Origin of the sequence: Pseudomonas sp. MWU13-2862 (assembly GCF_023242495.1) — a bacterium.
GTDB lineage: Bacteria > Pseudomonadota > Gammaproteobacteria > Pseudomonadales > Pseudomonadaceae > Aquipseudomonas > Aquipseudomonas gingeri_D.
Genome location: NZ_JALMEZ010000029.1, coordinates 1 through 23,974 on the forward strand (window position 1 = coordinate 1; position 23,974 = coordinate 23,974).

Sequence of the window (23,974 nt, forward strand, 5' to 3'; positions counted from 1 at the left end):
CGCCTTGGCGCGGGCGATGGCAGCCGAGTCGGAAGCGGTCACGGCACGGGCCTCCTGGGCCGCGGCGCCACCGGCGCTGTCGAGGCGGTCCATGTTGGCTTCGGTGGCGTGGCCGGCGTTGGCGCCCTTGATGGCGGCTGCGCCTTCTTCCTTGTCGAATTCGTCCCAGCTGAGCATCGGATGTTCCTTGTGTGGGGGTGTGGGTAGGCCTGGTTCACTGCCTGTTTGTCAGGCAGGTAGACACGTGTTTGGAGCTCCCGTTCAACAGGATTCACGGCACAAGCAGGCATTGGAAAACCCTGGCGCTCCAGGGGGATGAGAGGTGCCGTAGGAGAAGCATGGCACATCATGTAGTGTTTTTATGTGAGGTTGGCACACTATATGGTGGTTTTTGCGGTCGGTCAATCCGCTGGGGCGCAACGCGCTGTTTCGTCGCAGCTTCTCGGTGAGGTGTCTAGAGGGCGGCTTTCAGGCGGCGGGTTTTGAACAGATGCAGGTAAACCGTGAGGTTGAGCAAGAGCACCAAGGCACCAAAGCCAAGCTGTATCGTCGGTGTCAGCCCGGCGGGGTAGATCAGCGGAATCAGGTAGTGCTCGATAAAGCCCTCGCCATAACCGCCTTGTCCGGCGGCCTGGCGAAAAAGGTTTTCCCAGCGGGTCAGCGGGCATTCCAGGTGAAAGACTTCGACAATCACACCCCAGGTCGCGGCGGGCAGGTGCAACCAGATCAACCGGCGCCATTTGAGCACCAGCAACCCGCCAAACAGCACGAACAAGATGAACAGCAGGTGAAACGACACCAGCCCGTCGGCCGCTATCCGGTAGAACATCTCGACTTCCTTTTCTGATCCATGACGTAAGTGCGGATATCCTACCCGGGTCGCTGGTCCGACCTCTACCGCGCGTTGGACTTGAGCGTTGCGAGGATGTCTTTCAGGCGCTGGGCCGTGGCTTCACTGCTGGTTTGCATGGGCGCGCGCAGTTCGTCACGAATCAACCCCTGAAGGGCGAGGGCGGTTTTCACCGGACCAGGGTTGGGCTCGACAAACAGGGCCTGGATCAGCGGCGTCAGTTGGAAAAATGTCGTCCTGGCAGCTGCGAGCTGCTGCTCCTGGATCTGCCGGTACAACTGGACGAACAACTCGGGATGGATATGCGCCGAAGCCGCAATTGCACCGGTTGCGCCGAGGCACATTGCATTGAACATCTGGTTGTCCTCGCCACACAGCACATCGACCAGGCCGCTGGCCAGCACCGCCAGGGTGTTGTTCAGGTTGCCGCCGCAGTCCTTGATGGCGACGATATTGTCATGGGCGACGATCCTGAGCAGGGTTGCCTGCTCGAAGCTCACCCCGGTGCGGTAGGGAATGTCGTAGACAATGATCGGCACGCTGGAGGCATCGGCGACAGTCTTGAAAAACGCTTCCAGGCCGGCCTGGGACGGGCGGATGTAATAGGGCGCAGGCACCAGCAGCCCGGCCAGGGGGCGCTTGAGTATCTCGCTCTGGAACTGCAGCAACTCGCTGAGGTTGTTGCCCGCCAGGCCCATTACCACCTTCTGTGGCGGGACCAGCTCCAGTACGGCATCCAGCACCGCCAGCTGTTCATGTTTGCCCAGTGCGGCGGCTTCCCCGGTGGTGCCACAGACCACGATGCCGTCGACGCCGCTGTCCAGCAGATGGCTGACCAGCCGCCGCAAGGCGACGAAGTCGATGGCCTGGTTCACGAACGGCGTAACGAGGGGGACCCAGATACCTTGAAACGATGACATGCACTTTCTCCTGATGGTTGACCGTGTCGTCACCGTCAGAAGCGTAGAAGGAAGTTGGCAGAAGAGGAGGGGTGACCCGTCGTCGCGCTCAATGTCCTGTCAGCTCATCTGACGGGACAGCGCGCCCCGGTCACATGAGCGACTGTTTCTTCGATTTAGGGGCAAACGCAACGCATGCCGGGGCCTTGGCATTCAAGCCAACGGCGACAGCAATGAGGTTGAGCGTTGCGCACATATTTGTTTACACCCTGGATCAGGCGTCCATTTTTAAAAGCTGGCGCCGGGTTTGTCAATTGCCGATGTCGATCGAGTGTGGCTCAGGCTTCGGCGCCCAGATGACTTTTCATCAGTTCCAGGTTTTCTTCGACCGAGTCGGCCATCATCATTTTGTCTGCCTCGACGGCAGCCAGGGCGGCGCGTTCGAACATCACCCGTTCATGGGCTCGAACCGCGGTTTTCCAGTCCTGGTCGTCCAGCAGCGCATCCGCCAGATCCACCGCATCGCGCAACGCCAGGTTGGCGCCTTCGCCGGCGGGTGGCATCAGGTGCGCGGCATCGCCCAGCAGGGTGACGCCGTCGCGGTGCTCCCAGCGATGACCGATCGGCAGCACATGAACCGGCCAGGGGCGTACAGGTTCGTCCGCTACGTGAAGCAGTTGCAGCAATGAGGCGTCCCAACCCTTGAAGTCTCGGAGCAGGTCGCTCCTGGTTTTTGCTTCGTGCGCTGTTACCTGCCGATGCAAGGCGGCATACACGCGGATATGGGCGTTTGCGTTGCGTTGGGCAAAGATTGTCTGGCGTTTGCCCTTGGCAATCAGCATGCCGCGCCCGACCCGTTGCGCGACCTCAGGATAACGGGCATCGGCGTCGGGGATCGACAGTTCATGCAAGGTGAGTCCGGTGAACGCGGGCTGTGTTGTCGAGACCAGAGCGCGCACCTTGGACCAGGCACCGTCGGCGCCGACCACCAGCTCAAAGCGCTGATTCAGACCGTTGTCGAAGCGCAGCTCGGTATAGCCGTCGTCCTGTTGTTCGGCTTCCCTGAGGGTGTGGCCCCAGCGCAAAGTGTCTTCCGGGATCGATTCCAGCAGCAGCTCCCTGAGCTGGCCGCGATCGATCTCGGGGCGGTCGCCGCTGGCAGCATCGGCTTTTTCCATCTGCAACGTACCGTGCTGGTCGAACAGCCGCAGGCCCTGGTCTTCGTAGCGGGCCAATTGCTGAAAGGTTTCGAACAACCCGCCCAGGCGCAGCGCGTATTGGCCGGTTTCCACGTGCAGGTCGAGCATGCCGCCCTGTGGCCGCTGCGAGATGGACTCATCACGCTCGAAGATCAGGAAAGGCACGCCTTTGAGGTACAGCATACGGGCGAGCATCAAGCCGCCGAGGCCGGCGCCGACGATGGCGATACGTGGAGTCGAGACCATGGTGTCATTCCAGAGCGCGGTTTGTCATAGGCACCTATGATGAATTAGCATAGGTGCCTATGACAAGGGGTCGTTAGATGAACAATTTAGATCTGAACCGGGTGCCGTCCTTCCTGATCAAGCGCGTGTCGCAGGAGTTGATCCGGCAGGCCGAGGTGCGTTTGCGCCCGCTGGGAATCGGCATGGCCAGCATGCCGGTGTTGGGTGCGCTGCAGCGGGGGGAAGCGCGGACCCAGGCTGAGCTCGCGCGTTTGCTGCAGGTCGAGCAGCCGTCGATGGCCCAGACCTTGGTTCGTCTGGAGCGGGATCAACTGATCCGCCGCCGGCCCGATCCGGAGCACAAGCGCGTTCAGATCGTGGAGTTGACCGAGCTGGCGCTGACCCGGATACCGCAGGCGAAAGAGATTCTGTGGGAGGGCAATATCAAGGCGCTGGCGGGTTTCAGTGATGAGGAGGTGGAGCGTTTTGTGGACTTTCTGCAGCGGGCCAATGCCAATTTGCGCGTTGATTCCTGAAGCCACTCACACGGGACGTACGGCGTGGGTACGTCTCGACAGGTCGGAAAACGCTCTAGGTTAAAAGGTAAGACCTTCCGCCAGACGTATGAGCATTTCCTCTACCTGACGGGTTCCCTGAATAGTCGACAGCATGGTCATGGGACTTTTCCCCGAGAAGTGTTCCTTGGGTTTGGACAACCAGCGCTTGGCTTTCTCATCATTGCCGAAAAGCGTATTCGCTATGGCGGTGATGCGAACCGCACGAAGCAATGGGTCGCTATCATTGATAGTCAGCCGCTGGTCCTTGGCTGTACGTGTCTTGAGGGGGGTGAGAGGAATGATGGGGACACCTCTTTTTATACGGCATTTATCGAATAGAGTCCGGTAAATGCCGGATAATTGAAAGTGCCAGTGCTTTCAGATTTGCGCTGATGGGGTCTCCATTGCCGCCGCCTCGATCACCAACTCCCGAAACCGCCGCAGTACCGACGAGCTATCGCCCACGCGGGTCGCCAGGTGCAGCGGTGCGATCAGTCCCGGACACTGTGACAGCGCGCGATAGGCAATCCCGTCGCCCCGCAGGCGCTGCATCGAGGCCGGGACGATGGAAACCCCCAGGCCGGCGGCGACCAGACTCAGGGTGGCGGCCATGCGTGGGGCTTCCTGAATCACCTGTGGGCTGAATCCCGCCTCGCGACACGCCACCAGAATGGCGTCGTAGAGCCCCAATCCCACCCGACGTCGATACAGCACAAAGGCTTCGCCGGCGAGCGCGGACAAGGGCAGGGGGACGCGGGTGTCCTGTGCCAGGGGATGATCCATCGGCAGTGCCAGCAACATCGGTTCGACCAGAATCGGCTCGGCCTGCAAGGTCGGTGTACCGCTCAAGGGCGAGCGCACGAAGGCGGCATCCAGGCGTTCGTGCACCAGCGCATCCATCAACTCCCCGGTGCCGGCTTCTTCCAGAATCACCGAAACGCCGGAAAACGCCTCGCGAAAGTGCCGCAGCACGCCCGGCACAAACGGGTGCAGCGCTGCCGAACTGGTGAAGCCGATACCAAGCCGCCCCTGTTCACCCCGGGCAGCGCGACGCACCACCTCGGTCACGCCCTCGGCCCGTGCCAAGACAGCACGGGCTTCTTCCAGCAACGCCAGGCCCGCGGTGGTCGGGCGAACACCCCGTGGCAGGCGTTCCATCAACGCCACGCCCATCTCGGCCTCCAGCTTCTGCAGCAGGCGGGTGAGGGGCGGTTGTTGCATATGCAGACGCTCCGCCGCCCGGGTGATATGACCTTCTTCAGCGATCACGACAAACGCATGCAAGCGACGCAGCTCTAACATTTCGATACCTTTTCAGTATGGCAGCTTGTCATTATTAGCATTTGTCATCATGGCGTGCAAAACCTACGCTTGTGCTCACTCCCCATGCACAAGAGGAAGCGTGATGACCTGGTCAGCCAAGCAATATTCGACATTTGAAGAAGAGCGCACCCGTCCCGTCCGCGATCTGGTGGCCGCCATTCCTACCGGCACGGTCGGCGTGGCTGTCGACCTGGGTTGCGGTCCGGGCAACTCCACCGAAGTCCTGGCCCAGCGTTTTCCCGAGGCGCGGGTCACCGGCATGGACAGCTCCGAGGATATGCTCGTCAGTGCTCGGGCGCGCTTGCCCGCGTTGAATTTCGAACTCGCCGATATCGCCACCTGGAACCCGGATCAAACCTTCGATGTGATCCTGGCCAATGCCTCTCTGCAATGGGTGCCGGATCACGCCACGCTCTATCCCCATCTGGTGAGCAAGTTGGCGGCTGGTGGCAGCCTGGCGGTGCAGACTCCGGACAATATGCAGGAGCCATCGCACCGGCTGGCGCGGGAAGTGGCCGCCAGCGGACCGTGGGCGGACAAGATCGCGACGGTTCGGCACCCGCCGCGGCACGACGCGAGTTTCTATTACGAACTGCTGCGTCCGCACTGCAGCCACGTGGATGTCTGGCGCACCACCTATCACCACCCGTTGGCCGGCGGTCATGCCGCCGTGGTGGAGTGGTTCAAGGGCTCGGCGCTACGGCCGTACCTGGCACCCTTGGATGAGGGGCAGAAAGCGGCGTTTCTGCAGGCTTACCTGACGGCGATCACCGGGGCCTACCCGGCGCTCGCCGATGGAACGGTGTTATTACCGTTTCCCAGGTTGTTCGTGGTCGCGACGCGCTGAAACCTGCTCAAGGGTCTCTGCTTGAGTCGATCAGGCATGCTGCAGCAGATACTCGCTCAGGGCCTGACGGGTCAGGTCATTGAGCGTCACCTTCTGGCGCGTCGCGGTCAACGCGGCGGCCAGATGGAGATCGTGACCCACGCGCACGTTGAATGAGCCCTTGCAGGGCATCTCGGGCGCCTGGTTCAACTGTTTGCAGGTGTCGAGGTAGTCGTCAACGGCCTCCTTGAACGCCGTTTCCAATTCCGCCACGGTTTGCCCCTCATAACTTACCAGCGCGCGAATGAACTGGAGCTTGCCGAACAGGCAGTTGTCCTCGACGCTGGCTTCGATGGAGCCGTAATAGCCTTTGTAATGCATCTGATTACTCACGAAATCAGTCCTCCTGAACGCAGGTGATCAATCACCTGACGCTTGATATAGGTTTTCAGCTCGTTGCCAGGATGAGGTTTGTGCAGGTTGATCGCTGCCTGCGGGTCGCCGTTGTCGAATTTGACCCGGCTACCTGGGCCTTCGAGCCGACGGTAACCAAAGTGACCCAATAGCGTCACCAGCTCCGTCCAGCTAAAGCTCGACCAGGGGTTGAGCAGTTTAGCGAGCAATTTTTCATTCTTGGACACCAAGCCTTCTTGCTGCAACTAAATATAGTTGCACTGATGTTGAGGGTCAAGACTGAAGGGTTTTGCCGGGGCGTTCAATAGGGGTTTCGGGCTTGCTTACGTTTCCCGAGGGATTTTGGGACGGGTCCTACAGGATCGATGTATTGGGCGCAGGAGGGCGATCTGTTTGCACCGGCTTGGCAGATACAAACAGATCGTTGTCGCGGGTTTAGCTCACTACGCGATAGCAAGGCACATAAGCCGCGCCACCGGGGAGCTTCATGCGGTGTTGTTCAACGAAGGCCTTGAGCAGCTTGTCCAGCGGCTGCATCACCGCCGCGTCGCCATGGATCTCGTAGGGGCCGTGCTCCTCGATCAGGCGGATGCCCTTGTCCTTGACGTTGCCGGCGACTATCCCGGAAAACGCCCGGCGCAGGTTGGCCGCCAGTTCGTGGGGGGGCAGGCTGCGGCTGAGGTTGAGGCTTGCCATGTTGGCGTGGGTCGGATCGAACGGGTGCTGGAAGCCGCCATCGATCTTCAGCAGCCAGTTGAAGTGGAAGGCGTCATTGCGTTCGCGGCGGAACTGTTTGACCGCCTTCAACCCGTGGGCCATCTGCCGGGCCACCTGGGCCGGGTTGTCGATGATGATTTCGTAGTGCTTCTGCGCTTTTTCACCCAGGGTCGCGACCACAAAGGCGTTCAGTTGCTGAAGGTAGGCTTCTGCACTGCGCGGGCCGGTCAGGATCACCGGGAACGGCAGTTCGCGGTTGTCCGGGTGCATCAGGATGCCGAGCAGGTAGAGGAATTCTTCGGCCGTACCGGCGCCGCCCGGGAAGATGATGATGCCGTGGCCCACCCGCACGAACGCCTCAAGGCGTTTCTCGATGTCGGGCATGATCACCAGCTCGTTGACGATCGGGTTCGGCGCCTCGGCGGCGATGATCCCCGGCTCGGTCAGGCCCAGGTAGCGGCCGGTGGTGATGCGTTGTTTGGCGTGGGAAATGGTCGCGCCTTTCATCGGCCCCTTCATCACCCCAGGACCGCAACCGGTGCAGACATCCAGACTGCGCAGGCCCAGTTCGTGGCCGACCTTCTTGGTGTACTGGTATTCCTCGGTGCTGATGGAGTGACCGCCCCAGCACACCACCATTTTCGGCTCCAGGCCGGGGCGCAGGGTGCGGGCGTTGCGCAGCAGGTGGAAAACGTAGTCGGTGATGCCCTGGGAGCTGTCCAGATCAATGCGCTGGCTCTCCAGTTCGTTTTCGGTGTAGACGATATCGCGCAGGGCACTGAAGAGCATTTCGCGGGTGCTGGCGATCATTTCGCCATCAACGAAGGCATCGGCCGGGGCGTTCAGCAGTTCCAGGCGGACCCCACGATCCTGCTGGTGAATACGGATCTCGAAATCCTTGTAGGCTTCGAGAATGGTCTTGGCATTGTCGACATGGGCGCCGGTGTTGAGGATGGCCAGGGCGCACTGGCGGAATAATGTGTAGATGCTGCCGGAGCCGGCTTCGCTCAGTTGCTGCACTTCACGTTGGGAAAGGGTTTCGAGGCTGCCCTTGGGGCTAACCGAGGCGTTGATTACCGATCGTTGGGTCATGCTTTATTCCATCAAGGCGATGTCGCCGGGCTGCTAAGGCGCCGGCTGCACCAGAAAGGCTTCGCGCGCACGCGTGTTCCTAGCATAGCTAAATCAGGCACCCAGGTGGTTGGTGCCGGTTGGCTCAGCTTGCAGGATTTTAACGCGTCGCGAAACCCGCAGGCGTATCGCCCATGTTCAGCTCAAGTTCCGCACACAGCCCTCCGCCATCACGATTGCTCAGGGTCAATGTGCCGCCCATGGCGGTTGCCAGTTGCTGGGCGATGGCCAGGCCCAGGCCGGTCCCACCGGTGCTGCGGTTGCGCGAGCTTTCCACGCGATAGAAGGGCTTGAGGACTTCTTCCAGTTCCGCCTGGGCTATACCCGGGCCGCGGTCCAGGACCAGGATCGACAGTCGTCGGTTTTTCTGGGGGGTGATGACGATCTGCGCGCTGCCGGCGAATTTCAGTGCGTTGTCCACCAGGTTGACCAATACGCGTCGCAGGGCATGGGGGCGGGTGTCGATCAGCCCGCCGTTCTTGCCGATCAGCTCCACGGCTTGACCGGTGTCCTGATAGTCGAATACCAGGCTGTCGAGAAAGGCGTCGAGGTCGATGCGGCAATTGGCTTCGGTGGCGCCATGCACGCTGCGGGCATAGGCCACGCCTTCACGCACCAGGTGTTCGATTTCGCCCAGGTCCTGCCAGAGCTTGTCCTTCTCGGTGGAGTCGTCCATGAACTCGGCCCGCAGCTTCATGCGCGTGATGGGGGTTTGCAGGTCATGGGAAATCGCCGCCAGCAGTTGCATGCGCTCCTTGAGATAGGCGGCGATACGCGCCTGCATGGCATTGAAGGCCGCCGCCGCGTGGGCCACTTCGGTCGGGCCGGTTTCGTCCAGGTGTACACCGTGGGTATTGGGGTCGAGGTTTTCCACGGCATGGGCCAGGCGGGTCAACGGGCGCACTGCAATCCGCACTGCCAGCCAGGCGCAGCCGAGCATCAGCAGCAACTGACCGAGCAGGACAAAGGGCAACCAGGGCGACATGGGCATGACCGATGGGGTGATGTCGAGAGTCACCGGACTGCCGTCACGCAGTTTCAGATGGGCCTGGAAGTGTTTGCGGGGGCCGGGAATGTCGCTGAAGGTCAGCGGGTAGTCACGCCCGATGGCCTCTTTGAGCGAGGGGACGGCGATCGGCACTTCATCCGGTTGCATGGGAATGCCGGGAACACCCTCGTTCAGCAGGTAGCGGTAGTTGTGCCGTTCAAGGCGTGGCAACCAGCTTTCGCGTTCGCTCGCCGGCAGGCGTTCAAGAATGGCGATGGAGGTCGAGACATCGGTTTCCAGGTTGCCGAGCATGGCGGTCTTGGCGCTCTGATAGCGCTCGTAGGACTGCGCGCCGAAGGACAGCGCCTGGGCGAGGATCAGCCCGGCGAGGAAGATCAGCGACAGACGTGAGCCCAGCGTGCGCGGCCAGAGCAGGACCGGTTTCATTGGGTTGCACCGAGGATTTCCACCGGCAGTGAGAACACATAACCCTCACTGCGCACGGTCTTGATATAGGCCGGCTCGCGGGCATCGTCCAGCAACCGTTGGCGCAGGCGGCTCACCAGCAGGTCGATGGAGCGGTCGAACAGATCGGCGTCGCGGCCCTGGGTAAGGTTGAGCAACTGGTCGCGGTTCAGGACCCGCTGTGGATGGTCGAGAAACACCCGCAACAGGCGATATTCGGCGCCGCTGAGGGCCACCAGGGTGCCGTTTTCATCCAGCAGGTGGCGGGCGCTGGTGTCGAGCTTCCAGCGCCCGAACCCCAGCAGTCGACCACTTTCGGTGACGATCAGGTTGGGTGGCAGCATCCGTGTGCGGCGCAGCACCGAGTTGATCCGGGCCAGCAGCTCGCGGGCGGCGAAGGGTTTGACCAGGTAATCGTCGGCGCCCATTTCGAGGCCGATGATGCGGTCGGTTTCGTCGCTGCGGGCGGTCAGCATCAGCACCGGCGTGGCCTTGTGCTTGCCGGCGCGCAGTTCACGGCACAGCAGCAGGCCGTCGTCGCCGGGCATCATGATGTCCAGCACGATCAGGTCCACCGGCGTGGTTTCGAGGAAGGTACGCATCTGCCGGCCATCGGCGACCACCGTGGTACGCAGGCCGTTCTTCTTGAGGTAGTTGCCCACCAGCTCTCTGATCTCGCGGTCATCGTCCACGATCAGGATGTGATCGACATGATCCATGGGGCCGGGCTCCGTCAATGTTGGTTTAGGGCACAGTCTAGCGAGGGCTGTGGCGGCTGGCATCGGGCCTTTGTATTGCAGTGTATCTGGCGGGCTACGGATACACAGGCATGCAAAAACGCCTGGCGATGGCGGAGCAAGGCTGGCCCTTGGCCGAGGGATTTGTATCGATCTGTATCTTGAGGCCCTTGGGACACTTGAGCTTTAACGGCGGCCGGTTCGCGACACATTCGGGATACCTCAAGGGCATTCAATGAACTCCATCGAGGCGATGCGGATCACCTCGACCTCACTGAACAACCCACCCTTGAACCGACAGGAATCGACCGTGAACAGCAAAGCCCTCTACGCCGCCTGCCTTTTTGCCGCCCTCAATATCTGCACTTTGTCGGCTCGTGCCGAATCCCAGGTGCAGCCTGAGACCTACACCTACGGCAGCCATCTGGATGTCCGCAAAGTACTGTCCATCACCGAGGGCGACGATGCCGCCTGCAGTATCGTCAACGCCCGGATGACCTACCTCGACTCCCAGAGCCGGGAGCACGTCCTCGACTACCGCAAGTTTTCCGATCACTGCAATGAAGGCAGCTGAATTACCGTCGTTTTTTTTCGCCCCTTGCCAGGCACTGTTTGCAGCGCCATGAAAAAGTAGCGCCCACGACAAGTGCCTTGGATTAATCAAGTTCGAGTATTTGAATGAGCTAAAAAAAGCCACCGCACAAAGTGCAGGGCACTCGGCGCAGTAGCTAAAACTTACCAAAGGGATGATGAAGTCGAGATGACTCAATAACTGTTCCGCGCAAGTGCCCGGAGAATAGTTGAGGCATAACGTTGCCATCGGCGCGAACAGTAGCATTGTCGCCGGATGATGGCTTATCAGCTGTATTGATAGTCATTATTGATACAAATCTGCGCAATTGTATCGGCAGCGACATCGGAGCGTCCGACGCCGAGCCTCGATATCCAGTGAATCCATCGGTCAGTCGCTGAAGTTGGCGTACTCGGCCCCCATACGGCCGTTGCGTTTGACCTTGTAGAGCAACTCATCGACTTTCTCGACAAAACCCAGTGCCGCTTCATCGACGGCGGGGCGTATGGTGCCGACTCCGAGGCTGAGACTCAGCAGCCCGGAAATCGCCGACTTCTCATGTTCGATCTGCTGCTGGCGAATCAGTTGCAGGCATTTATCCGCCACTTGCCGAGCCTTGTCCGCCGGTGTTTCGGGCAATAGCCAGATGAACTCTTCACCGCCGATCCGGGCAATAAAGTCCCGTGGCCGATTGGTCGCCTGGGACAGGGTCTGGGCCACTTGTCGCAGGGCCTCGTCACCCCTGATATGCCCGTAGTGGTCGTTGTACTGCTTGAAAAAGTCGATATCCAGGATAATCAGCGACAGCGGCAGTTGATTGCGCTGGGCATGTTCCCACTCCCGGGCGAGCACGGTGTCGAACATACGACGATTGGCAATACCGGTCAGGCCATCCTGGAACGAGTACTCCTCCAACTGCTTTTGCAGGCGGATCAGGTGTTCCTCGGTTTTCTTGCGTTCGCTGATATCGAACATGAAGCCGATCAGCGCCTCGACTTCGCCGTCCTTGCGCACCACATGCACCACATCGCGGATCCAGACGTATTCGCCGTCGCGGGTCAGCGCCCGGTAGTCGGCCTCGTGGTCGACGCCAGCCTTGGACTGCGACACACAGAAGTTCACCACATACTCCCGATCATCCGGGTGCATGCGTGACACCCAGTCATCGATCCCGACCCAACTGTCCGGTGTCCAGCCGAGCAGGGTCTCGATCTGCGGGCCGATGTAGCTGAAGGTCATGGTTTGCCAGTCGATTCGCCAGGGAATGGCCTTGGTCGATTCGAGCAGGGTTTTGTAGACGTCGCTATCGGTTTCGGTAGAAGGCGTGGCGCTCATGATCGATCAGGCTTCGCTGGCGGAGGTGGGCGCTAGAATGTTGCGCGCACGGCGGCTAATCAAGGTCCAGGCGATACATGGCAGGGGAATTTGCTTTCCCCGCGCGGGCCTGTGTTGTAAAAGCAGTGACGCATCGGCTTTTTGAACGTCTATGACTAGAATCCGCGACGCTGCTTACCGTCAGTGTCGATATCGGCCTATGAAAAAAGGGAACCTTATGATCATCAAACCACGCGTTCGTGGCTTTATCTGTGTGACCACCCACCCAGTGGGTTGTGAAGCCAACGTCAAGCAACAGATTGACTACGTCACCCAGCAAGGCCCGGTCAGCGACGGACCGAAGAACGTCCTGGTGCTCGGTGCATCCACCGGTTACGGCCTGGCAGCGCGCATCACTGCGGCTTTCGGCTGCGGTGCCAACACCCTGGGGGTGTTCTTCGAGCGTGAAGGCGACGAAGGCAAGCTCGGCACCGCCGGTTGGTACAATAGCGCCGCGTTCCACAAGTTTGCCGAAGAGAAAGGCCTGTACGCCATGAGCATCAATGGCGACGCCTTCTCCGATGAAGTCAAGCGCCTGACCATCGAGACCATCAAGCGCGACATGGGCAAGATCGACCTGGTGGTCTACAGCCTGGCGGCCCCGCGTCGTACCGATCCGAAAACCGGTGAAGTCTACAGCTCGACGCTCAAGCCGATCGGCAAGTCGGTCACCCAGCGCGGACTGAACACCGACAAGGAAGAGGTCAACGTCACCACGCTGGCCGAGGCGACCCAGGAAGAGATCGACGGTACCGTCAAGGTCATGGGTGGCGAAGACTGGCAGCTGTGGATCGATTCCCTGGACGAGGCCGGTGTGCTGGCTGACGGCGCGAAAACCACCGCCTTCACCTACCTGGGCGAAAAACTGACCCACGACATCTACTGGAACGGTTCCATTGGCGCGGCCAAGAAGGACCTGGACCAGAAGGTCCTGAAGATTCGTGAGCGTCTGGCGGCCAAAGGCGGCGACGCGCGGGTTTCGGTGTTGAAAGCCGTGGTCACCCAGGCGAGCTCGGCGATCCCGATCATGCCGCTGTACCTGTCGCTGCTGTTCAAGGTGATGAAGGAGCAGGGCTCCCACGAAGGTTGCATCGAGCAGGTCTACGGCCTGTACAAGGACAGCCTGTACTCGCCGACCCCGATCCTCGACGAAGACGGCCGCCTGCGTGCCGACTACAAGGAACTGCAGCCGGAAGTCCAGGCGCAGGTGGCGAAGCTGTGGGATGCGGTCACCACCGAAAACCTCAACGAACTGACGGATTTTGCCGGCTACAAGGCCGAGTTCCTGCGTCTGTTCGGTTTCGGGGTCGAAGGGGTGGATTACGAGGCCGACGTCAGCCCGGACGTGGCGATTGCCAAGCTGATCCAGGCCTGAATCAGCGCCCGCGTCCTGCGGGGTTGAGGCGGTCACTTGAGGGGCTGGTCAATCCAGCGCCTCAAGGCTATTGCCGGGTTTGGCCGCGCAGCTTCGAAGGCGCGGCGCAACCTCCAGCCGTTATTACTTGATGACCTTCCAGTTCTTGTAGAAGCCCTGGCGCAGGGTGAACGCCGCGCTGGCGAACGCAGCGATCGCACCGCTGATAATGCGCGGGGCGTAGGACGGGCGGACGATATCGATGAACAGGCAGTAACGTTTGGCGTCGTTCTTGTTGAACGAGGCGTGCAGCAGCGTGTCATCGAAAATGAACAGCGGGTCGTCATGCCAGTAATGCTTTTGCTTGCGGCACTGGATGTAGACGCCGTCGTGGTGCGGCGCCGGGGCCATGTTGTAGAGCACGCGGAACATCATGCGCAACGGGCCGAAGTGGAAGGACGTCGAGCGGTTTTCATTGAAGACCGACACGCCCACGGTCTTGACGTAGGGGAACTTCTGCTGGAGTTCCGAGATATCCAGTTCGGTGTCGATCTTGCGTCCGTACCACTGGAAGAACAACATGCCGCGCTTGTTTTCCGCCATCCGTGAGTCGAGGTACTGGATGATCTCGTCCTTGTGGCTCATCGCCTTGTCGATGACTTGCTGCAGGTCGCGCTGGCAGTCTTCTGGCAGGTCCTGCATCTTGTAGATGCCGCGATTGGGCTTGCTGATCAGGTCGAACAGCGAGTTGAAGGGCGACAGTACCCAGGTGTTGCGGCCGTTGCCGATAAAATACTTCTTCGCCAGTTCGGCGGTGTAGATGCCGTTGCGCAGGAAGTCATAGACACCGCAGACACCAACCAGGAGCAGAAAACCGAGAATGGTTTTCGGAAAGCAGTAGATCAGCAAGAGTACGGCCAGGGTCCAGAGGGCGGAGACGACTTTCTTGCGGATGTTGCGAATACTCATGAAACCTGCTCCTAGAGCGACTACGTCAAGTGCGGCGTGCGCCGGGACGGCGCGGCAAAGCCTGGAAAAAAGTGCTGAATGTTACTGTTTTGCAGTGACATTTAACAGTTATTGTTCAAGACAGACCTTGATCTGACGCTATGGTTACGATGTTTTGAGCGCCATGATGGCGCCCGATGGGATAGGAAAACCAATGAAATTATCTTCTGTAGTCGTCTTGTTCATCGCCCTGACGATGGGCCATGCAAGTCTCAGCGAAGCCCGGCAATCGAGGCAGCAGACGGAGTCGGTGGCGGGGGTCTTCGATTACTACCTGCTGACCTTGTCCTGGTCGCCGACCTTCTGCCTGACTCATACCAAGGATCAGCAGTGCAGCGGCAAGGGTTATGGTTTTGTGCTCCATGGCTTGTGGCCGCAGTATGCCAAGGGCGGCTGGCCACAATCCTGCCCGCCACTGACACCCTTGACGCAGCAGGAGCGGCAAAAGGGCCTTACCCTGTTTCCCTCGGGCAAACTGCTGGAGCATGAGTGGGACAAGCACGGTACCTGCAGTGGCTTGGGCGCCTCTGGCTACCTGAATGCGGCCGACAAGGCGCTGGGGACAGTGGTGGTTCCACCCGCCCTGCAACCTTCGACGACGCCGCGGGAATACTCCGCCGACCAGATCGTCCAACTGTTCCGCCAGAGCAATCCGGGGATGCCGGAGGGTGGGGTGACGGTGCGTTGCAGCGGACCGGAACTGGCCGAAGTGCGTGTGTGCCTGACCAAGGACCTGGGCTTCGGCGAGTGCGGCAAAGGCGTCAGGAATCAATGCCGACAAGGGCCGGTGCGCGTGCCGCCGATTCGCTGATTGCTCCGGAATACCTGGGCGGCGCTTGATTCGACGCGCGGCTCAAGTGCCCGTTTGTGCACAAATGTTCAAGACAGGCGTGCGGCGGGCTGGCAAAGTCGGCGTCTTTTTCTGTGTGCCCGAGTCTTATGTCCGATCATCTGTTACCTCGCACCGCTTTCCTGCGCGGTGCCGTGGCCATCATGCCGCTGTCCCTGGCGACCGCGCCCTGGGGATTGCTGGCCGGTTCCATGGCCATCGAGGCCAACCTGACGCCGCTGCAAGGCCAGGGCTTGTCCAGCATCGTATTTGCCGGTGCCGCGCAACTGGTGGCGATCGGCATGCTCAAGGGCGGCGCGGGGATTTTCTCGATCCTGCTCACCACCGCGCTGCTGACCTCGCAACACCTGTTGTATGGCATGAGCATGCGCTCGGTGATTTCCCCGTTGTCCGGCCGCTGGCGGGTCGGCCTGGGCTTCCTGCTGACCGACGAGCTCTTTGCCTTGACCAGCCAGCACGACAAGCGACAGTTCAACCGCTGGTATGCGCTGGGGGTGGGGTTGACGTTCTATATCGCCTGGAACCTGTTCACCCTGGCGGGGATCGTGCTGGGCCGCAGCATTCCCGGTCTTGAGCATCTGGGGCTGGATTTCTCCATCGCGGCGACCTTTATCGCCTTGATCACCCCGGTGGTACGCAATGTGCCGACCGTGGTCTGTGTGGCGGTGTCGTTGTTCTGTTCGGTGCTGTTCAGCTACTGGCAGTTGGGTTCGGCCCTGGTGTTGTCGGGGCTGGCGGGAATGACGGCAGGATTTCTCTGCAACAAGCTGTATCGGGGGCACGAATGATCGTCTGGGCAGTGATTTTCGGGATGGGGCTGCTGGTGTTCCTCAACCGTTACGTGTTTCTCGAACCCCGCTTGCCGGTGCGCCTGAGCAGCAATGCCCGGCAGTTCCTCGGTTTTGCCGTGCCGGGCATGCTCACGGCGATCTGCGGGCCGATCGTGTTCATGCCCGATCACCAGTTGAACCTGCAGTACGATAATCCGTACCTGCTCAGTTCGCTGGTGGCCATCGGCCTGGTGCTCTACACCCGCAATACCTTGCTCAGCATGTTGCTGAGCATGGCGTTCTTTTTTCTGCTGCGCTGGTGGTTGGCGTGATTTCGGGCTGATCGGCCTTCACGCCGATCACGGACCGGCGTGCTTGAGCAACTCCTTGCGCAATTTGCCCGGTGACAGACCGAACAGGCTCTGGAAATGCCGGATGAAATGCGGCGCGTCGGCAAAGCCGCATTCAAAGGCGATTTCGCCGATCTGTCGATCCGAGCTGACCAGCAGCCAGCGCCCGAAGCGGAGCCGCACCTGGCGATAGAACTGCGCCGGGCTGGTATCGGTTTCCGCCATGAACAACCGTTCCAGCTGGCGCTTGCTGGTGCCGACCCAATGGGCGATGGCCTCGATTTCCAGCGGTTCGGCCATGTGTTTTTCCATCAGCATCACCGCCTCGTGCAAACGCCGGTTGGACGAGCTGGCATAACCCAGGGCCTTGCGTCGGTCGAGAAAGCTGCCGGTGCCGCTCTTGGCCACGGTCATCTGGTGCACCACCTTGCCGGCGCGGTCCGGGCCGCAGTGCATGCCGATCAGATGCACCGCCAGCTCGATCACCGACACACCGCCGGCACAGGTGATGCGGTCCTTGTCGATCAGGAAGTCGTTGTGGGTGATAAACCGCAGGGTCGGGAACAGGCGTTTCCAGTCATCGGCATGGTAGGCGTGCACGCAGGCGGTGTGGCCATCCATCAGCCCGTGACGGGCCAGGACGAAGCTGCCGGTGCACAAGCCGATCAAGGGCACGCCGGCCGCCGCGGCCTGGTGCAGGAACGCCGGGTAGCTTTTCGGCACATCGGCCAACGAGTCCAGCAGGCCGCCGATCACCACGATGTAGTCGAAGCGTTGCGGGTCGCCCATTTCGCTGTCGATCGGCACGTCCAGTCCACCGCTGGAGGCGACGCGTTGCCCCGGCGTGCCCAGCACCTTCCATTCGCAACGGATCGGCCGGCTCTGGTCGCCGGTGTCGGCGGCGTGGCGCAGGGCATCGGTCAGCCCGGACAAGGACAGCAACGGAAAACGCGGCCAGAGCACGATGCCCACCGACAGTTCGGCCGTTCCGCGGCGCTTGTGCGGGGCGGGTGCCGGTTGCTGGTCGAGGCGCGCCACCAGGCTCGGCTCGCCGGCCTCGTTCGCGGTTTCATGCAGATGTCGCAAATATTCAATCATTCGTGCAAAGCATCCAACTGATTTATGTGCCCTCGGCCCTAGGATGGAGGCCTGCCCAACATCCTGTCGTTCAATAAGAAAACCAACGAGGTGCACACGATGAACAAGCCTGACATGCAACGTTTTGCCGGCCTTTGCGCCGGATTGATACTGTCCCTGCTGGCCGCGGGACCGGTGTTCGCGCTGGATACCGTGGAGCCGGGCAGCCTGACCATCGCCTTCAGCGGTGACATGCCGGGGACTGGTTATCAAGATAGCAAGATGGTCGGTTATGACGGTGAAATCCTTCAACAAATTTCCGAGAAGCTCGGGATGAAGGTCAAGCCGGCGCTGATGGAGTGGTCGGGAACCATTGCCTCGGTGCAGGCCCGCCGCGTCGATGTTATGGCCGGGACCATGGGCTGGACCGAGCAACGCTCGAAAATCATGGCCCTGAGCGATCCGATCCACTATTTCAAGAACGGCATCACCCAGACCGACAAGACCGATTGGAAAACCCTCAAGGACCTGCAGGGCAAGAAGGTCGGGACCATCACCGGGTTCTCCTTCATTCCTGAAATGCGCAAGATCCCGGGGCTGCAAGTGACGCTCTACGATACCTCGGACGCCGCCGTGCGTGACCTGCTGGCCGGGCGTATCGACGCGGTGATCGGTGATCCGCCGGTCATGCAGTACGCCATTTCGCGCAATGCCCAGTGGCACCTGCACTTCAACGCCTTCACCGACAACGACCCGGATTTCCCCCTGCTGACCGGGTTGGGACAGGTGGTGTTCGGTTTCAACAAGGACAATCCGCAGTTGCTGGCGGCGGTCAATGCGCAGATCGAGGCGCTCTGGAAAACCTGCGAGATGCGCAAGATCGGCGCTCGCTACGGCCTGACCCAGGATGTCTGGTTCATGCCCCAGGGCAAGGACCTGCGCCTGAGCGTCGACCGTCCGGCGGATTGGAAACTGCCTGGCTGCCAATAATAAAGCGTGGTGCGCAGGGTCAGGTGGTCGACCCTGCGCCGGACCGAGAAAAAGCGGGTGAGCAAGATGTCCAACCTGGTAGAACCTGCGCTGTTGCGCGTGTGTGATCTGTACAAGAGTTATGGCGACCTGGAGGTGCTCAAGGGCATCAGCCTGGAGCTCAAGGCCGGGGAAACCCTGTCGCTGATCGGCCCGAGCGGTTCCGGCAAGTCGACCTGCCTGCGCTGCATCAATTACCTGGAGAAGCCCAGTCGGGGCGAAATCTGGCTCGGCGATGAACTGATCGGGCAAGCCCGGGACGGTTCGCGCCTGCGTTTGCTGAGTGACCGGGAAATGGCCCCGCAGCGGCTGGAGATCGCCATGGTCTTCCAGCTGTTCTACCTCTGGCCGCACTTGAACGTACGCGACAATGTCGCGCTGGGCTCGATCAAGGCCCGTGGCATGCCGCACAAGCAGGCTTACGAGCTGGCCGAGGCGATGCTGGAGAAGGTCCATCTGCGGCACAAGGCCGATGCCTACCCCGAGCAGTTGTCCGGCGGGCAACAGCAGCGTGTGGCGATTGCCCGGGCTCTGGCGCAGCAACCCAAGGTGATCCTGTTCGATGAGCCGACCTCGGCCCTCGACCCCGAACTGGTGGGCGAAGTCCTGGCGGTGATCCGCGAACTGGCCGAAGAGGGCCGGACCATGATCATGGTCACCCACGAAGTGCGCTTTGCCCGCGATGTGGCCGATCGGGTGATCTTTATGGACGGCGGCCATATCGTCGAGCAGGGACCTTCCGCCCAGGTGATCGACACGCCCAGCCACGAGCGCACCCGCAGCTTTCTCGGGCGCATGGCCATGGAGCAGGCTTGAATGAGCAGCCTCCAGACCTTTTTCGGCTTGTTGCCCCTGCTGTTGAGCGGTGCCCTGACGGCACTGGAAATCGCCCTCTGCACTCTGGTGCTGGCCAGTATCGGCGGCCTGGCGCTGGCGGTGTGGCTGACCTTCAGCCGTTCGCGACTGGTGCAGGCGGGCATTGCCTGTTTTATCGAATGGATGCGCAACGTGCCGGCCCTGGCGCATTTGTTCCTGATCTACTTCGGCCTGTCGTACCTGGGGATCAATCTGCCCGCGTGGCTGGCGGCCATCGTCGGCCTGAGCCTGGTGGGCAGTGCCGTGCTCTGCGATATCTTTCGCGCCGGCCTGCAGTCGTTGCATGTCGGGCAATACGAGGCCGGTCTGGCGGTCGGGCTGACCCGGATGCAGATACTGGCCAACATTCTTCTGCCGCAGTCGCTGCGCCGTTCGCTGCCGGCCTTCGCCAACTATGTCACGCAGTTGATCAAGGACACCTCCATCGCTTCGGCCATCGCCGTGCCGGAAATCATGTTCCTGGCGCGCAACCTGGTGACTTCGACCTTCCAGACCTCGCTGATCTACTTTGCGGTGATGTGCATCTACGCCGCGATGATCCTGCCCATCGGCCTGGGTTTTATCCGTCTTGAACGGCATTGGGGGAGCGCACGATGATCAGTTTCCTTGCGCAATACCCCGAGTACTGGAGCGACTGGACCGCGCGCCTGCTGCAAGGCGGCGTGGTCACCGCGAAGTTGTCCCTGGGCGGTTTTGCCCTGGCGGCGCTGCTCGGCAGCTTGCTGACCTGGGCCTTGCGCGGCCCGTTTACCTGGCTGCGTCGCTCAGCGGTGTATTTCATCCAGGGCATGCGCGCGCTGCCGTTGTTGGCGTTGTTGCTGGCGCTGTATTTCTCCTTGCCGAGCCTGGGCCTGACCTTGTCCGGCTTCGAGGCCGGCATTCTCGGGTTGGGCTTGCAGGGCAGTGCCTATATCGCCGAGATCCTGCGCGGCGGCCTTGATGCCCTGCACCGGGGGCAGCGGGAGTCGGCGATTGCCGTCGGCCTGACGCCGTTCCAGGCGTTCACCGCGGTGATCCTGCCCCAGGCGATTCGCGGGATGTTGCCGCCATTGCTCAACGCCTATGTGTCGATCCTCAAGGACAGTTCGCTCTGTGCCCTGATCGCCACCGATGAGCTGATGCTGGCTGCCCGGGCGATTGCTTCGGAGAGCTTTCTGCCGATGCACATCTTCCTGTTGGTCGGCCTGTTCTATTTCGTGATCGCGTTCCCGCTTTCCCTGCTGTCGCGAGTGCTTGAGAAGCGCTTTTCCCGTGGCCGCAAAAGCCTGAGAGGTTGACTGGATGAATTCCCTGGATCACAGCACTTTCCACAGTATCGGCCAGTTGCAGCAGGCGCTGCGCAGCGGCCGACTGACCAGCGAGGCCCTGGTGCGCGGCCAACTGGCCCGTATCGAACGCTTCAACGGCCAGCTCAATGCCTATGTCGAGGCGTACACCCAGCGTGCGCTGGGGGCGGCGATCGCTGCTGACCAGCAGCGTGCCGCCGGGGTCGATCTCGGGCCGTTGCACGGCATTCCGGTGGCGATCAAGGACCTGTTTGAAATCGCCGGGCAGGCCATTACCGGTGGCTCGCTGGCGCAGCGTCCGCGCATCTCCCGCCTCACGGCAACCGCCGTGCAGCGTCTGGAGCGGGCCGGGGCGATTATCCTGGGCAAGACCCACACGGTGGAGTTCGCCTTCGGCGGCTGGGGCACCAATGCGGTGATGGGCACGCCCTGGAATCCCTGGGACCGCGAAGTCCATCGGGCGCCGGGCGGTTCCAGCAGCGGCTCGGCGGTGGCGGTGGCCAGCGGCCTGGCCAGTGCCGCCCTGGGCACCGATACCGGCGGATCGGTGCGGATTCCCGCCGGTATGTGCGGCTTGGTGGGTTTGAAAACCACCCGTGGGCTGATCAGCCGTCATGGCCTGATCGAACTCTGCCCGTCGCTGGACTCGGTGGGACCGATCACCCACACCGTCGAGGACGCGGCCTGGATGCTCGATGCCTTGCTTGGCCCCGATCCGCTGGACCCGGTCTCGGCCCAGGCCCCGGTGTTCAGTGCCGCGGCGGGACTCAATCAAGCGGTAGCGGGACTCAGGATCTGGGTGTTGCCACAAGCCGAGCGCGCCGCCATTGCCCCCGATATCCTGGCGGCCTACGATCAAGGGCTGGAGCAGTTGGCCGCGTTGGGGATGCATCTGGTGGAGCAGCCGCTGCCACGCTCGCTGGAGTTGTGCATGCGGGTGGCCGGCGGGCTGATGAGCGCCGAAGGTTATGCCAGTCTCGGTGCGCTGTTCGAACAGAGCGACCTGCGCTTCGACCCCCACGTTCAGCGCCGTGTATTGAGCGGCAAGGCCATCGATTCGGCAGCCTATATCGATCTGCACAATCAGCGCCGCGCCGCGCGCAAGGCCATGCAGGAGGCGATGCTGAATATCGACGCCTGTGTGTTCCCGACCAATGCCGTCGGCAGTGTGCCGCTGGATCAAGTGGATGAGTACGGCACGCCGCTGGCCCTGCTGGGGCGTTTCGCCAACCTGCTCAATCTGTGTTCGGTGGCATTGCCGGTGGGTTTTGACGGCCAGGGCATGCCGGTGTCGATGCAGATCGTCGGCAAGGCGTTCGCCGAGCCGCTGATCCTGCGCATCGGTCATGCCTATCAGCAGCAGACCGACTGGCATCAACTGACGCCGAGCGGCTGGGCCCTGGACAAGGAGGCGGTGTAATGGAGATTTGCGTGGTGGGCGCGGGGATCGTCGGGCTGAGCAGTGCCTGGTTCCTGCACCGGGCCGGGCATCGCGTCACGGTGATCGACCAGGCGTCCGGTCCCGGCATGGGCGCGGTGGGCGGCAACGGCGCGCAGTTGAGCTACAGCTATGTGCAGCCGCTGGCCGATCCGTCGCTGTTGCCGGGGATCCCCAAGCTGTTGCTCGACCGTAGCGGGCCGTTGCGCTTCACCCCGCAGTGGAGCCCGGAACAATGGCGCTGGTGCATGGCGTTCCTGGCGGCCTGCCGGACTTCGGTCTCGCGCCAGACCACGGTGGAGTTGTTGGCGCTGGCGGCCGAGAGCCGTCAGGCCCTGGACGGGTTTATGCAAGAGCAGCGTCTGGACTGCGATTTCACCCGCACCGGGAAGCTGGTGCTGTACCCGGACGCCGAAGGGCTGGACAAGGCGCAGCGTCAGGTGCGGTTCCAGGCGGGGCTGGGCTCGCGACAACAGGTGGTCAGCGCCAGTGAGGCGGTGGCGATAGAGCCGGCGCTGGCCGGTTATCAGTCGGCGTTTCATGGCGCGATTCACACCGACAGCGAATGCGCGGTGGACGGTCTCAAGCTGTGTCGCGAAATGGCCCGGATCATGGCGGGCGAGGGCGTGCAGCTGTTGTTCGAGCGCAAGGTCGAAGGTTTCCAGCGCCGTGCTGAGCGGATCACCGCGCTGAACCTGAGGCATGCCGATAAAGGGGCCGAAGTGCTGCACAGCGAGGCGGTGGTCCTGGCCGCGGGCGCCTACAGCACCGGCTTGCTGGCGCAACTGGGTAGCCGTTTGCCAGTCTATCCGCTCAAGGGCTACAGCATTACCTTGCCGATTACCGGGCACACCCGGGCGCCGACGGTCAGTATCACCGATATGCGCCGCAAGACCGTGTTCGCCCGCATCGGTGACCGTCTGCGGGTGGCCGGGATGGTGGAGTTGTGCGGGATGGACGCGTCGATTCCGGCGGCGCGGATCGAGCAACTGCAAGCCTCGACCGAGGCGTTGTTCGGCGGCGGTTGGCACACCGGGGATTGTCAGCCCTGGAGCGGCTGGCGGCCGGCGACGCCCACTGGCAGACCTGTGCTTGAACACCTCGCAGGCAGTAACCTGTACCTCAACACCGGGCATGGCGCACTGGGCATGACCCTGGCCTTTGGCAGCGCGCAGCGCCTGGTGCGGTTGGTCGAACACGCGGCCGGCTGACGTTTATCCAAGGAGAAAGACCGATGACGATTCAACGTTTCCAGAGCAATGCGCGGATGTCCGGCGTGGTCAGCCATGGCGATGTGCTTTACCTCGCCGGCCAGGTACCGGGCGATCTGCAAGGCGACATTGAGTCCCAGACCCGCCAGGTGCTGGAGAAGATCGAAGGGCTGCTGGCCCTGGCCGGCAGCGACAAGAACCGTTTGCTCAGCGCGCAGATCTGGCTCAAGCATATCGACCGCGACTTCGCGGCGATGAACGCGGTCTGGGATGCCTGGTTGCCGGAGGGCGGTGCCCCGGCACGGGCCACGGTAGAAGCCAACCTGGCGCGGCCTGAAGTGTTGGTGGAAATCATGGTGATTGCGGCCAAGGCCTGAATCCAACCCCTGTAGGAGCCGGCTTGCTGGCGATGGGATCGACGCGGTGTCCTGTCAGACCGCGTCGCCTGG

General features: G+C 61.7%; 26 protein-coding genes and 2 pseudogenes. 14 read left to right on the forward strand and 14 right to left on the reverse strand.

Features of this window, described 5'->3' with window-relative positions; genetic code table 11:
- From M5C56_RS31740 to M5C56_RS31755, 4 genes and pseudogenes are all read right to left on the reverse strand, one after another.
- Positions 1–177 (reverse strand): annotated as a pseudogene (locus M5C56_RS31740) (ribonucleotide-diphosphate reductase subunit beta); the annotation flags it as partial.
- Positions 178–454: 277 nt separating this feature from the next.
- Positions 455–829: a DUF2784 domain-containing protein gene (locus tag M5C56_RS31745; RefSeq protein WP_103499180.1), complete on the reverse strand. Its 375-nt coding sequence runs from the start codon at positions 827–829 to the stop codon at positions 455–457.
- A gap of 65 nt (positions 830–894) precedes the next feature.
- Entirely contained in the window at positions 895–1,770 is an 876-nt protein-coding gene (dapA, locus tag M5C56_RS31750) for a 4-hydroxy-tetrahydrodipicolinate synthase (protein WP_103499179.1), read from the reverse strand.
- A 317-nt stretch (positions 1,771–2,087) separates the two neighbouring features.
- Positions 2,088–3,194 (reverse strand): NAD(P)/FAD-dependent oxidoreductase, encoded by a 1,107-nt coding sequence (locus tag M5C56_RS31755; RefSeq protein ID WP_103499178.1) that lies wholly within the window; start codon positions 3,192–3,194, stop codon positions 2,088–2,090.
- 77 nt (positions 3,195–3,271) lie between these two features.
- Between M5C56_RS31755 and M5C56_RS31760 the strand changes: the two genes are divergently transcribed.
- On the forward strand, positions 3,272–3,709 hold the full coding sequence (locus M5C56_RS31760; protein WP_103499177.1) for a MarR family transcriptional regulator: 438 nt from the start codon (positions 3,272–3,274) through the stop codon (positions 3,707–3,709).
- A 60-nt stretch (positions 3,710–3,769) separates the two neighbouring features.
- On the opposite strand, the pseudogene M5C56_RS31765 reads toward M5C56_RS31760, so the two are convergent.
- Positions 3,770–4,033: pseudogene (locus M5C56_RS31765) on the reverse strand (MbcA/ParS/Xre antitoxin family protein); the annotation flags it as partial.
- Between the two features lie 75 nt (positions 4,034–4,108).
- The gene (locus M5C56_RS31770; protein ID WP_100943078.1) at positions 4,109–5,032 is read right to left on the reverse strand and encodes a LysR family transcriptional regulator; all 924 of its coding nucleotides are present in this window, start codon (positions 5,030–5,032) and stop codon (positions 4,109–4,111) included.
- A gap of 103 nt (positions 5,033–5,135) precedes the next feature.
- Between M5C56_RS31770 and tam the strand changes: the two genes are divergently transcribed.
- Positions 5,136–5,900, forward strand: coding sequence for a trans-aconitate 2-methyltransferase (tam, locus tag M5C56_RS31775; protein ID WP_103499175.1), 765 nt, complete (start codon positions 5,136–5,138; stop codon positions 5,898–5,900).
- Positions 5,901–5,930: 30 nt separating this feature from the next.
- Here tam and M5C56_RS31780 read toward each other — a convergent pair whose 3' ends face one another.
- The 5 genes from M5C56_RS31780 to M5C56_RS31800 all read right to left on the reverse strand — a co-directional run bounded on the left by M5C56_RS31780 (position 5,931) and on the right by M5C56_RS31800 (position 10,313).
- Positions 5,931–6,272 carry a type II toxin-antitoxin system HicB family antitoxin gene (locus M5C56_RS31780; protein WP_103499174.1) on the reverse strand — a complete coding sequence of 114 codons (342 nt, stop codon included), beginning with the start codon at positions 6,270–6,272 and terminating at the stop codon, positions 5,931–5,933.
- Positions 6,269–6,520: a type II toxin-antitoxin system HicA family toxin gene (locus tag M5C56_RS31785; protein ID WP_103499173.1), complete on the reverse strand. Its 252-nt coding sequence runs from the start codon at positions 6,518–6,520 to the stop codon at positions 6,269–6,271. The genes M5C56_RS31780 and M5C56_RS31785 overlap by 4 nt, the downstream gene beginning before the upstream one ends.
- A 208-nt stretch (positions 6,521–6,728) precedes the next feature.
- Entirely contained in the window at positions 6,729–8,102 is a 1,374-nt protein-coding gene (ppnN, locus tag M5C56_RS31790) for a nucleotide 5'-monophosphate nucleosidase PpnN (protein ID WP_103499172.1), read from the reverse strand.
- Between the two features lie 139 nt (positions 8,103–8,241).
- Positions 8,242–9,576 (reverse strand): HAMP domain-containing sensor histidine kinase, encoded by a 1,335-nt coding sequence (locus M5C56_RS31795; protein ID WP_103499171.1) that lies wholly within the window; start codon positions 9,574–9,576, stop codon positions 8,242–8,244.
- Positions 9,573–10,313, reverse strand: a complete 741-nt coding sequence (locus tag M5C56_RS31800) for a response regulator (RefSeq protein WP_103499170.1) — start codon at positions 10,311–10,313, stop codon at positions 9,573–9,575. Before M5C56_RS31800 ends, M5C56_RS31795 begins: the two co-directional genes overlap by 4 nt.
- Positions 10,314–10,641: 328 nt before the next feature.
- On the opposite strand from M5C56_RS31800, the gene M5C56_RS31805 reads away from it, so the two are divergent.
- Positions 10,642–10,905 (forward strand): DUF2790 domain-containing protein, encoded by a 264-nt coding sequence (locus tag M5C56_RS31805; protein WP_103499182.1) that lies wholly within the window; start codon positions 10,642–10,644, stop codon positions 10,903–10,905.
- Positions 10,906–11,292: 387 nt separating this feature from the next.
- On the opposite strand, the gene M5C56_RS31810 is transcribed toward M5C56_RS31805, so the two are convergent.
- Positions 11,293–12,237 (reverse strand): sensor domain-containing diguanylate cyclase, encoded by a 945-nt coding sequence (locus M5C56_RS31810; RefSeq protein ID WP_103499169.1) that lies wholly within the window; start codon positions 12,235–12,237, stop codon positions 11,293–11,295.
- Positions 12,238–12,454: 217 nt separating this feature from the next.
- On the opposite strand from M5C56_RS31810, the gene fabV reads away from it, so the two are divergent.
- Entirely contained in the window at positions 12,455–13,651 is a 1,197-nt protein-coding gene (gene fabV / locus M5C56_RS31815; RefSeq protein WP_103499168.1) for an enoyl-ACP reductase FabV, read from the forward strand.
- Between the two features lie 123 nt (positions 13,652–13,774).
- On the opposite strand, the gene M5C56_RS31820 is transcribed toward fabV, so the two are convergent.
- A complete protein-coding gene (locus tag M5C56_RS31820) occupies positions 13,775–14,599 on the reverse strand; it encodes an aspartyl/asparaginyl beta-hydroxylase domain-containing protein (protein ID WP_103499167.1) in 825 nt (274 codons plus the stop codon).
- Positions 14,600–14,792: 193 nt separating this feature from the next.
- Between M5C56_RS31820 and M5C56_RS31825 the strand changes: the two genes are divergently transcribed.
- The 3 genes from M5C56_RS31825 (at position 14,793) to M5C56_RS31835 (ending at position 16,590) form a co-directional block, all read left to right on the forward strand.
- A complete protein-coding gene (locus M5C56_RS31825; RefSeq protein ID WP_103499166.1) occupies positions 14,793–15,449 on the forward strand; it encodes a ribonuclease T2 in 657 nt (218 codons plus the stop codon).
- A 128-nt stretch (positions 15,450–15,577) separates the two neighbouring features.
- Positions 15,578–16,276, forward strand: a complete 699-nt coding sequence (locus tag M5C56_RS31830; protein WP_103499165.1) for an AzlC family ABC transporter permease — start codon at positions 15,578–15,580, stop codon at positions 16,274–16,276.
- On the forward strand, positions 16,276–16,590 hold the full coding sequence (locus M5C56_RS31835) for an AzlD domain-containing protein (protein ID WP_177097668.1): 315 nt from the start codon (positions 16,276–16,278) through the stop codon (positions 16,588–16,590). The genes M5C56_RS31830 and M5C56_RS31835 overlap by 1 nt, the downstream gene beginning before the upstream one ends.
- 27 nt (positions 16,591–16,617) lie before the next feature.
- Here the strand turns inward: M5C56_RS31835 and M5C56_RS31840 are convergent, their stop codons facing one another.
- Positions 16,618–17,706: a GlxA family transcriptional regulator gene (locus M5C56_RS31840; protein WP_103499163.1), complete on the reverse strand. Its 1,089-nt coding sequence runs from the start codon at positions 17,704–17,706 to the stop codon at positions 16,618–16,620.
- A gap of 99 nt (positions 17,707–17,805) precedes the next feature.
- Here M5C56_RS31840 and M5C56_RS31845 point away from each other — a divergent pair, with 99 nt between their 5' ends.
- The 7 genes from M5C56_RS31845 (at position 17,806) to M5C56_RS31875 (ending at position 23,902) form a co-directional block, all read left to right on the forward strand.
- The gene (locus tag M5C56_RS31845; protein WP_103499162.1) at positions 17,806–18,675 is read left to right on the forward strand and encodes an ABC transporter substrate-binding protein; all 870 of its coding nucleotides are present in this window, start codon (positions 17,806–17,808) and stop codon (positions 18,673–18,675) included.
- 66 nt (positions 18,676–18,741) lie between these two features.
- Positions 18,742–19,530, forward strand: a complete 789-nt coding sequence (locus M5C56_RS31850) for an amino acid ABC transporter ATP-binding protein (RefSeq protein WP_103499181.1) — start codon at positions 18,742–18,744, stop codon at positions 19,528–19,530.
- Complete coding sequence (locus M5C56_RS31855) at positions 19,531–20,187, forward strand: amino acid ABC transporter permease (RefSeq protein WP_103499161.1); 657 nt, start codon at positions 19,531–19,533, stop codon at positions 20,185–20,187. It begins immediately after the preceding gene.
- On the forward strand, positions 20,184–20,867 hold the full coding sequence (locus tag M5C56_RS31860) for an amino acid ABC transporter permease (RefSeq protein ID WP_103499160.1): 684 nt from the start codon (positions 20,184–20,186) through the stop codon (positions 20,865–20,867). The genes M5C56_RS31855 and M5C56_RS31860 overlap by 4 nt, the downstream gene beginning before the upstream one ends.
- Before the next feature lie 4 nt (positions 20,868–20,871).
- Positions 20,872–22,296: an amidase gene (locus tag M5C56_RS31865; protein ID WP_103499159.1), complete on the forward strand. Its 1,425-nt coding sequence runs from the start codon at positions 20,872–20,874 to the stop codon at positions 22,294–22,296.
- Positions 22,296–23,525, forward strand: coding sequence for a D-amino acid dehydrogenase (locus M5C56_RS31870; protein ID WP_103499158.1), 1,230 nt, complete (start codon positions 22,296–22,298; stop codon positions 23,523–23,525). The genes M5C56_RS31865 and M5C56_RS31870 overlap by 1 nt, the downstream gene beginning before the upstream one ends.
- 23 nt (positions 23,526–23,548) lie before the next feature.
- On the forward strand, positions 23,549–23,902 hold the full coding sequence (locus tag M5C56_RS31875; RefSeq protein ID WP_103499157.1) for a RidA family protein: 354 nt from the start codon (positions 23,549–23,551) through the stop codon (positions 23,900–23,902).
- The last annotated feature ends 72 nt before the right edge of the window (positions 23,903–23,974 follow it).

Bases quoted from the DNA above. Each gene is read 5' to 3' on its own strand.
- M5C56_RS31800 (WP_103499170.1), bottom strand. From the start codon at position 10,313: ATGGATCATGTCGATCACATCCTGATCGTGGACGATGACCGCGAGATC.
- M5C56_RS31810 (WP_103499169.1), bottom strand. From the start codon at position 12,237: ATGAGCGCCACGCCTTCTACCGAAACCGATAGCGACGTCTACAAAACC.
- M5C56_RS31825 (WP_103499166.1), top strand. From the start codon at position 14,793: ATGAAATTATCTTCTGTAGTCGTCTTGTTCATCGCCCTGACGATGGGC.
- dapA (WP_103499179.1), bottom strand. From the start codon at position 1,770: ATGTCATCGTTTCAAGGTATCTGGGTCCCCCTCGTTACGCCGTTCGTG.
- M5C56_RS31795 (WP_103499171.1), bottom strand. From the start codon at position 9,576: ATGAAACCGGTCCTGCTCTGGCCGCGCACGCTGGGCTCACGTCTGTCG.
- M5C56_RS31760 (WP_103499177.1), top strand. From the start codon at position 3,272: ATGAACAATTTAGATCTGAACCGGGTGCCGTCCTTCCTGATCAAGCGC.
- M5C56_RS31840 (WP_103499163.1), bottom strand. From the start codon at position 17,706: ATGATTGAATATTTGCGACATCTGCATGAAACCGCGAACGAGGCCGGC.
- ppnN (WP_103499172.1), bottom strand. From the start codon at position 8,102: ATGACCCAACGATCGGTAATCAACGCCTCGGTTAGCCCCAAGGGCAGC.
- M5C56_RS31770 (WP_100943078.1), bottom strand. From the start codon at position 5,032: ATGTTAGAGCTGCGTCGCTTGCATGCGTTTGTCGTGATCGCTGAAGAA.
- M5C56_RS31755 (WP_103499178.1), bottom strand. From the start codon at position 3,194: ATGGTCTCGACTCCACGTATCGCCATCGTCGGCGCCGGCCTCGGCGGC.
- M5C56_RS31830 (WP_103499165.1), top strand. From the start codon at position 15,578: ATGTCCGATCATCTGTTACCTCGCACCGCTTTCCTGCGCGGTGCCGTG.
- M5C56_RS31860 (WP_103499160.1), top strand. From the start codon at position 20,184: ATGATCAGTTTCCTTGCGCAATACCCCGAGTACTGGAGCGACTGGACC.
- M5C56_RS31850 (WP_103499181.1), top strand. From the start codon at position 18,742: ATGTCCAACCTGGTAGAACCTGCGCTGTTGCGCGTGTGTGATCTGTAC.
- M5C56_RS31845 (WP_103499162.1), top strand. From the start codon at position 17,806: ATGAACAAGCCTGACATGCAACGTTTTGCCGGCCTTTGCGCCGGATTG.
- M5C56_RS31865 (WP_103499159.1), top strand. From the start codon at position 20,872: ATGAATTCCCTGGATCACAGCACTTTCCACAGTATCGGCCAGTTGCAG.
- M5C56_RS31855 (WP_103499161.1), top strand. From the start codon at position 19,531: ATGAGCAGCCTCCAGACCTTTTTCGGCTTGTTGCCCCTGCTGTTGAGC.
- M5C56_RS31820 (WP_103499167.1), bottom strand. From the start codon at position 14,599: ATGAGTATTCGCAACATCCGCAAGAAAGTCGTCTCCGCCCTCTGGACC.
- M5C56_RS31745 (WP_103499180.1), bottom strand. From the start codon at position 829: ATGTTCTACCGGATAGCGGCCGACGGGCTGGTGTCGTTTCACCTGCTG.
- fabV (WP_103499168.1), top strand. From the start codon at position 12,455: ATGATCATCAAACCACGCGTTCGTGGCTTTATCTGTGTGACCACCCAC.
- M5C56_RS31875 (WP_103499157.1), top strand. From the start codon at position 23,549: ATGACGATTCAACGTTTCCAGAGCAATGCGCGGATGTCCGGCGTGGTC.
- tam (WP_103499175.1), top strand. From the start codon at position 5,136: ATGACCTGGTCAGCCAAGCAATATTCGACATTTGAAGAAGAGCGCACC.
- M5C56_RS31870 (WP_103499158.1), top strand. From the start codon at position 22,296: ATGGAGATTTGCGTGGTGGGCGCGGGGATCGTCGGGCTGAGCAGTGCC.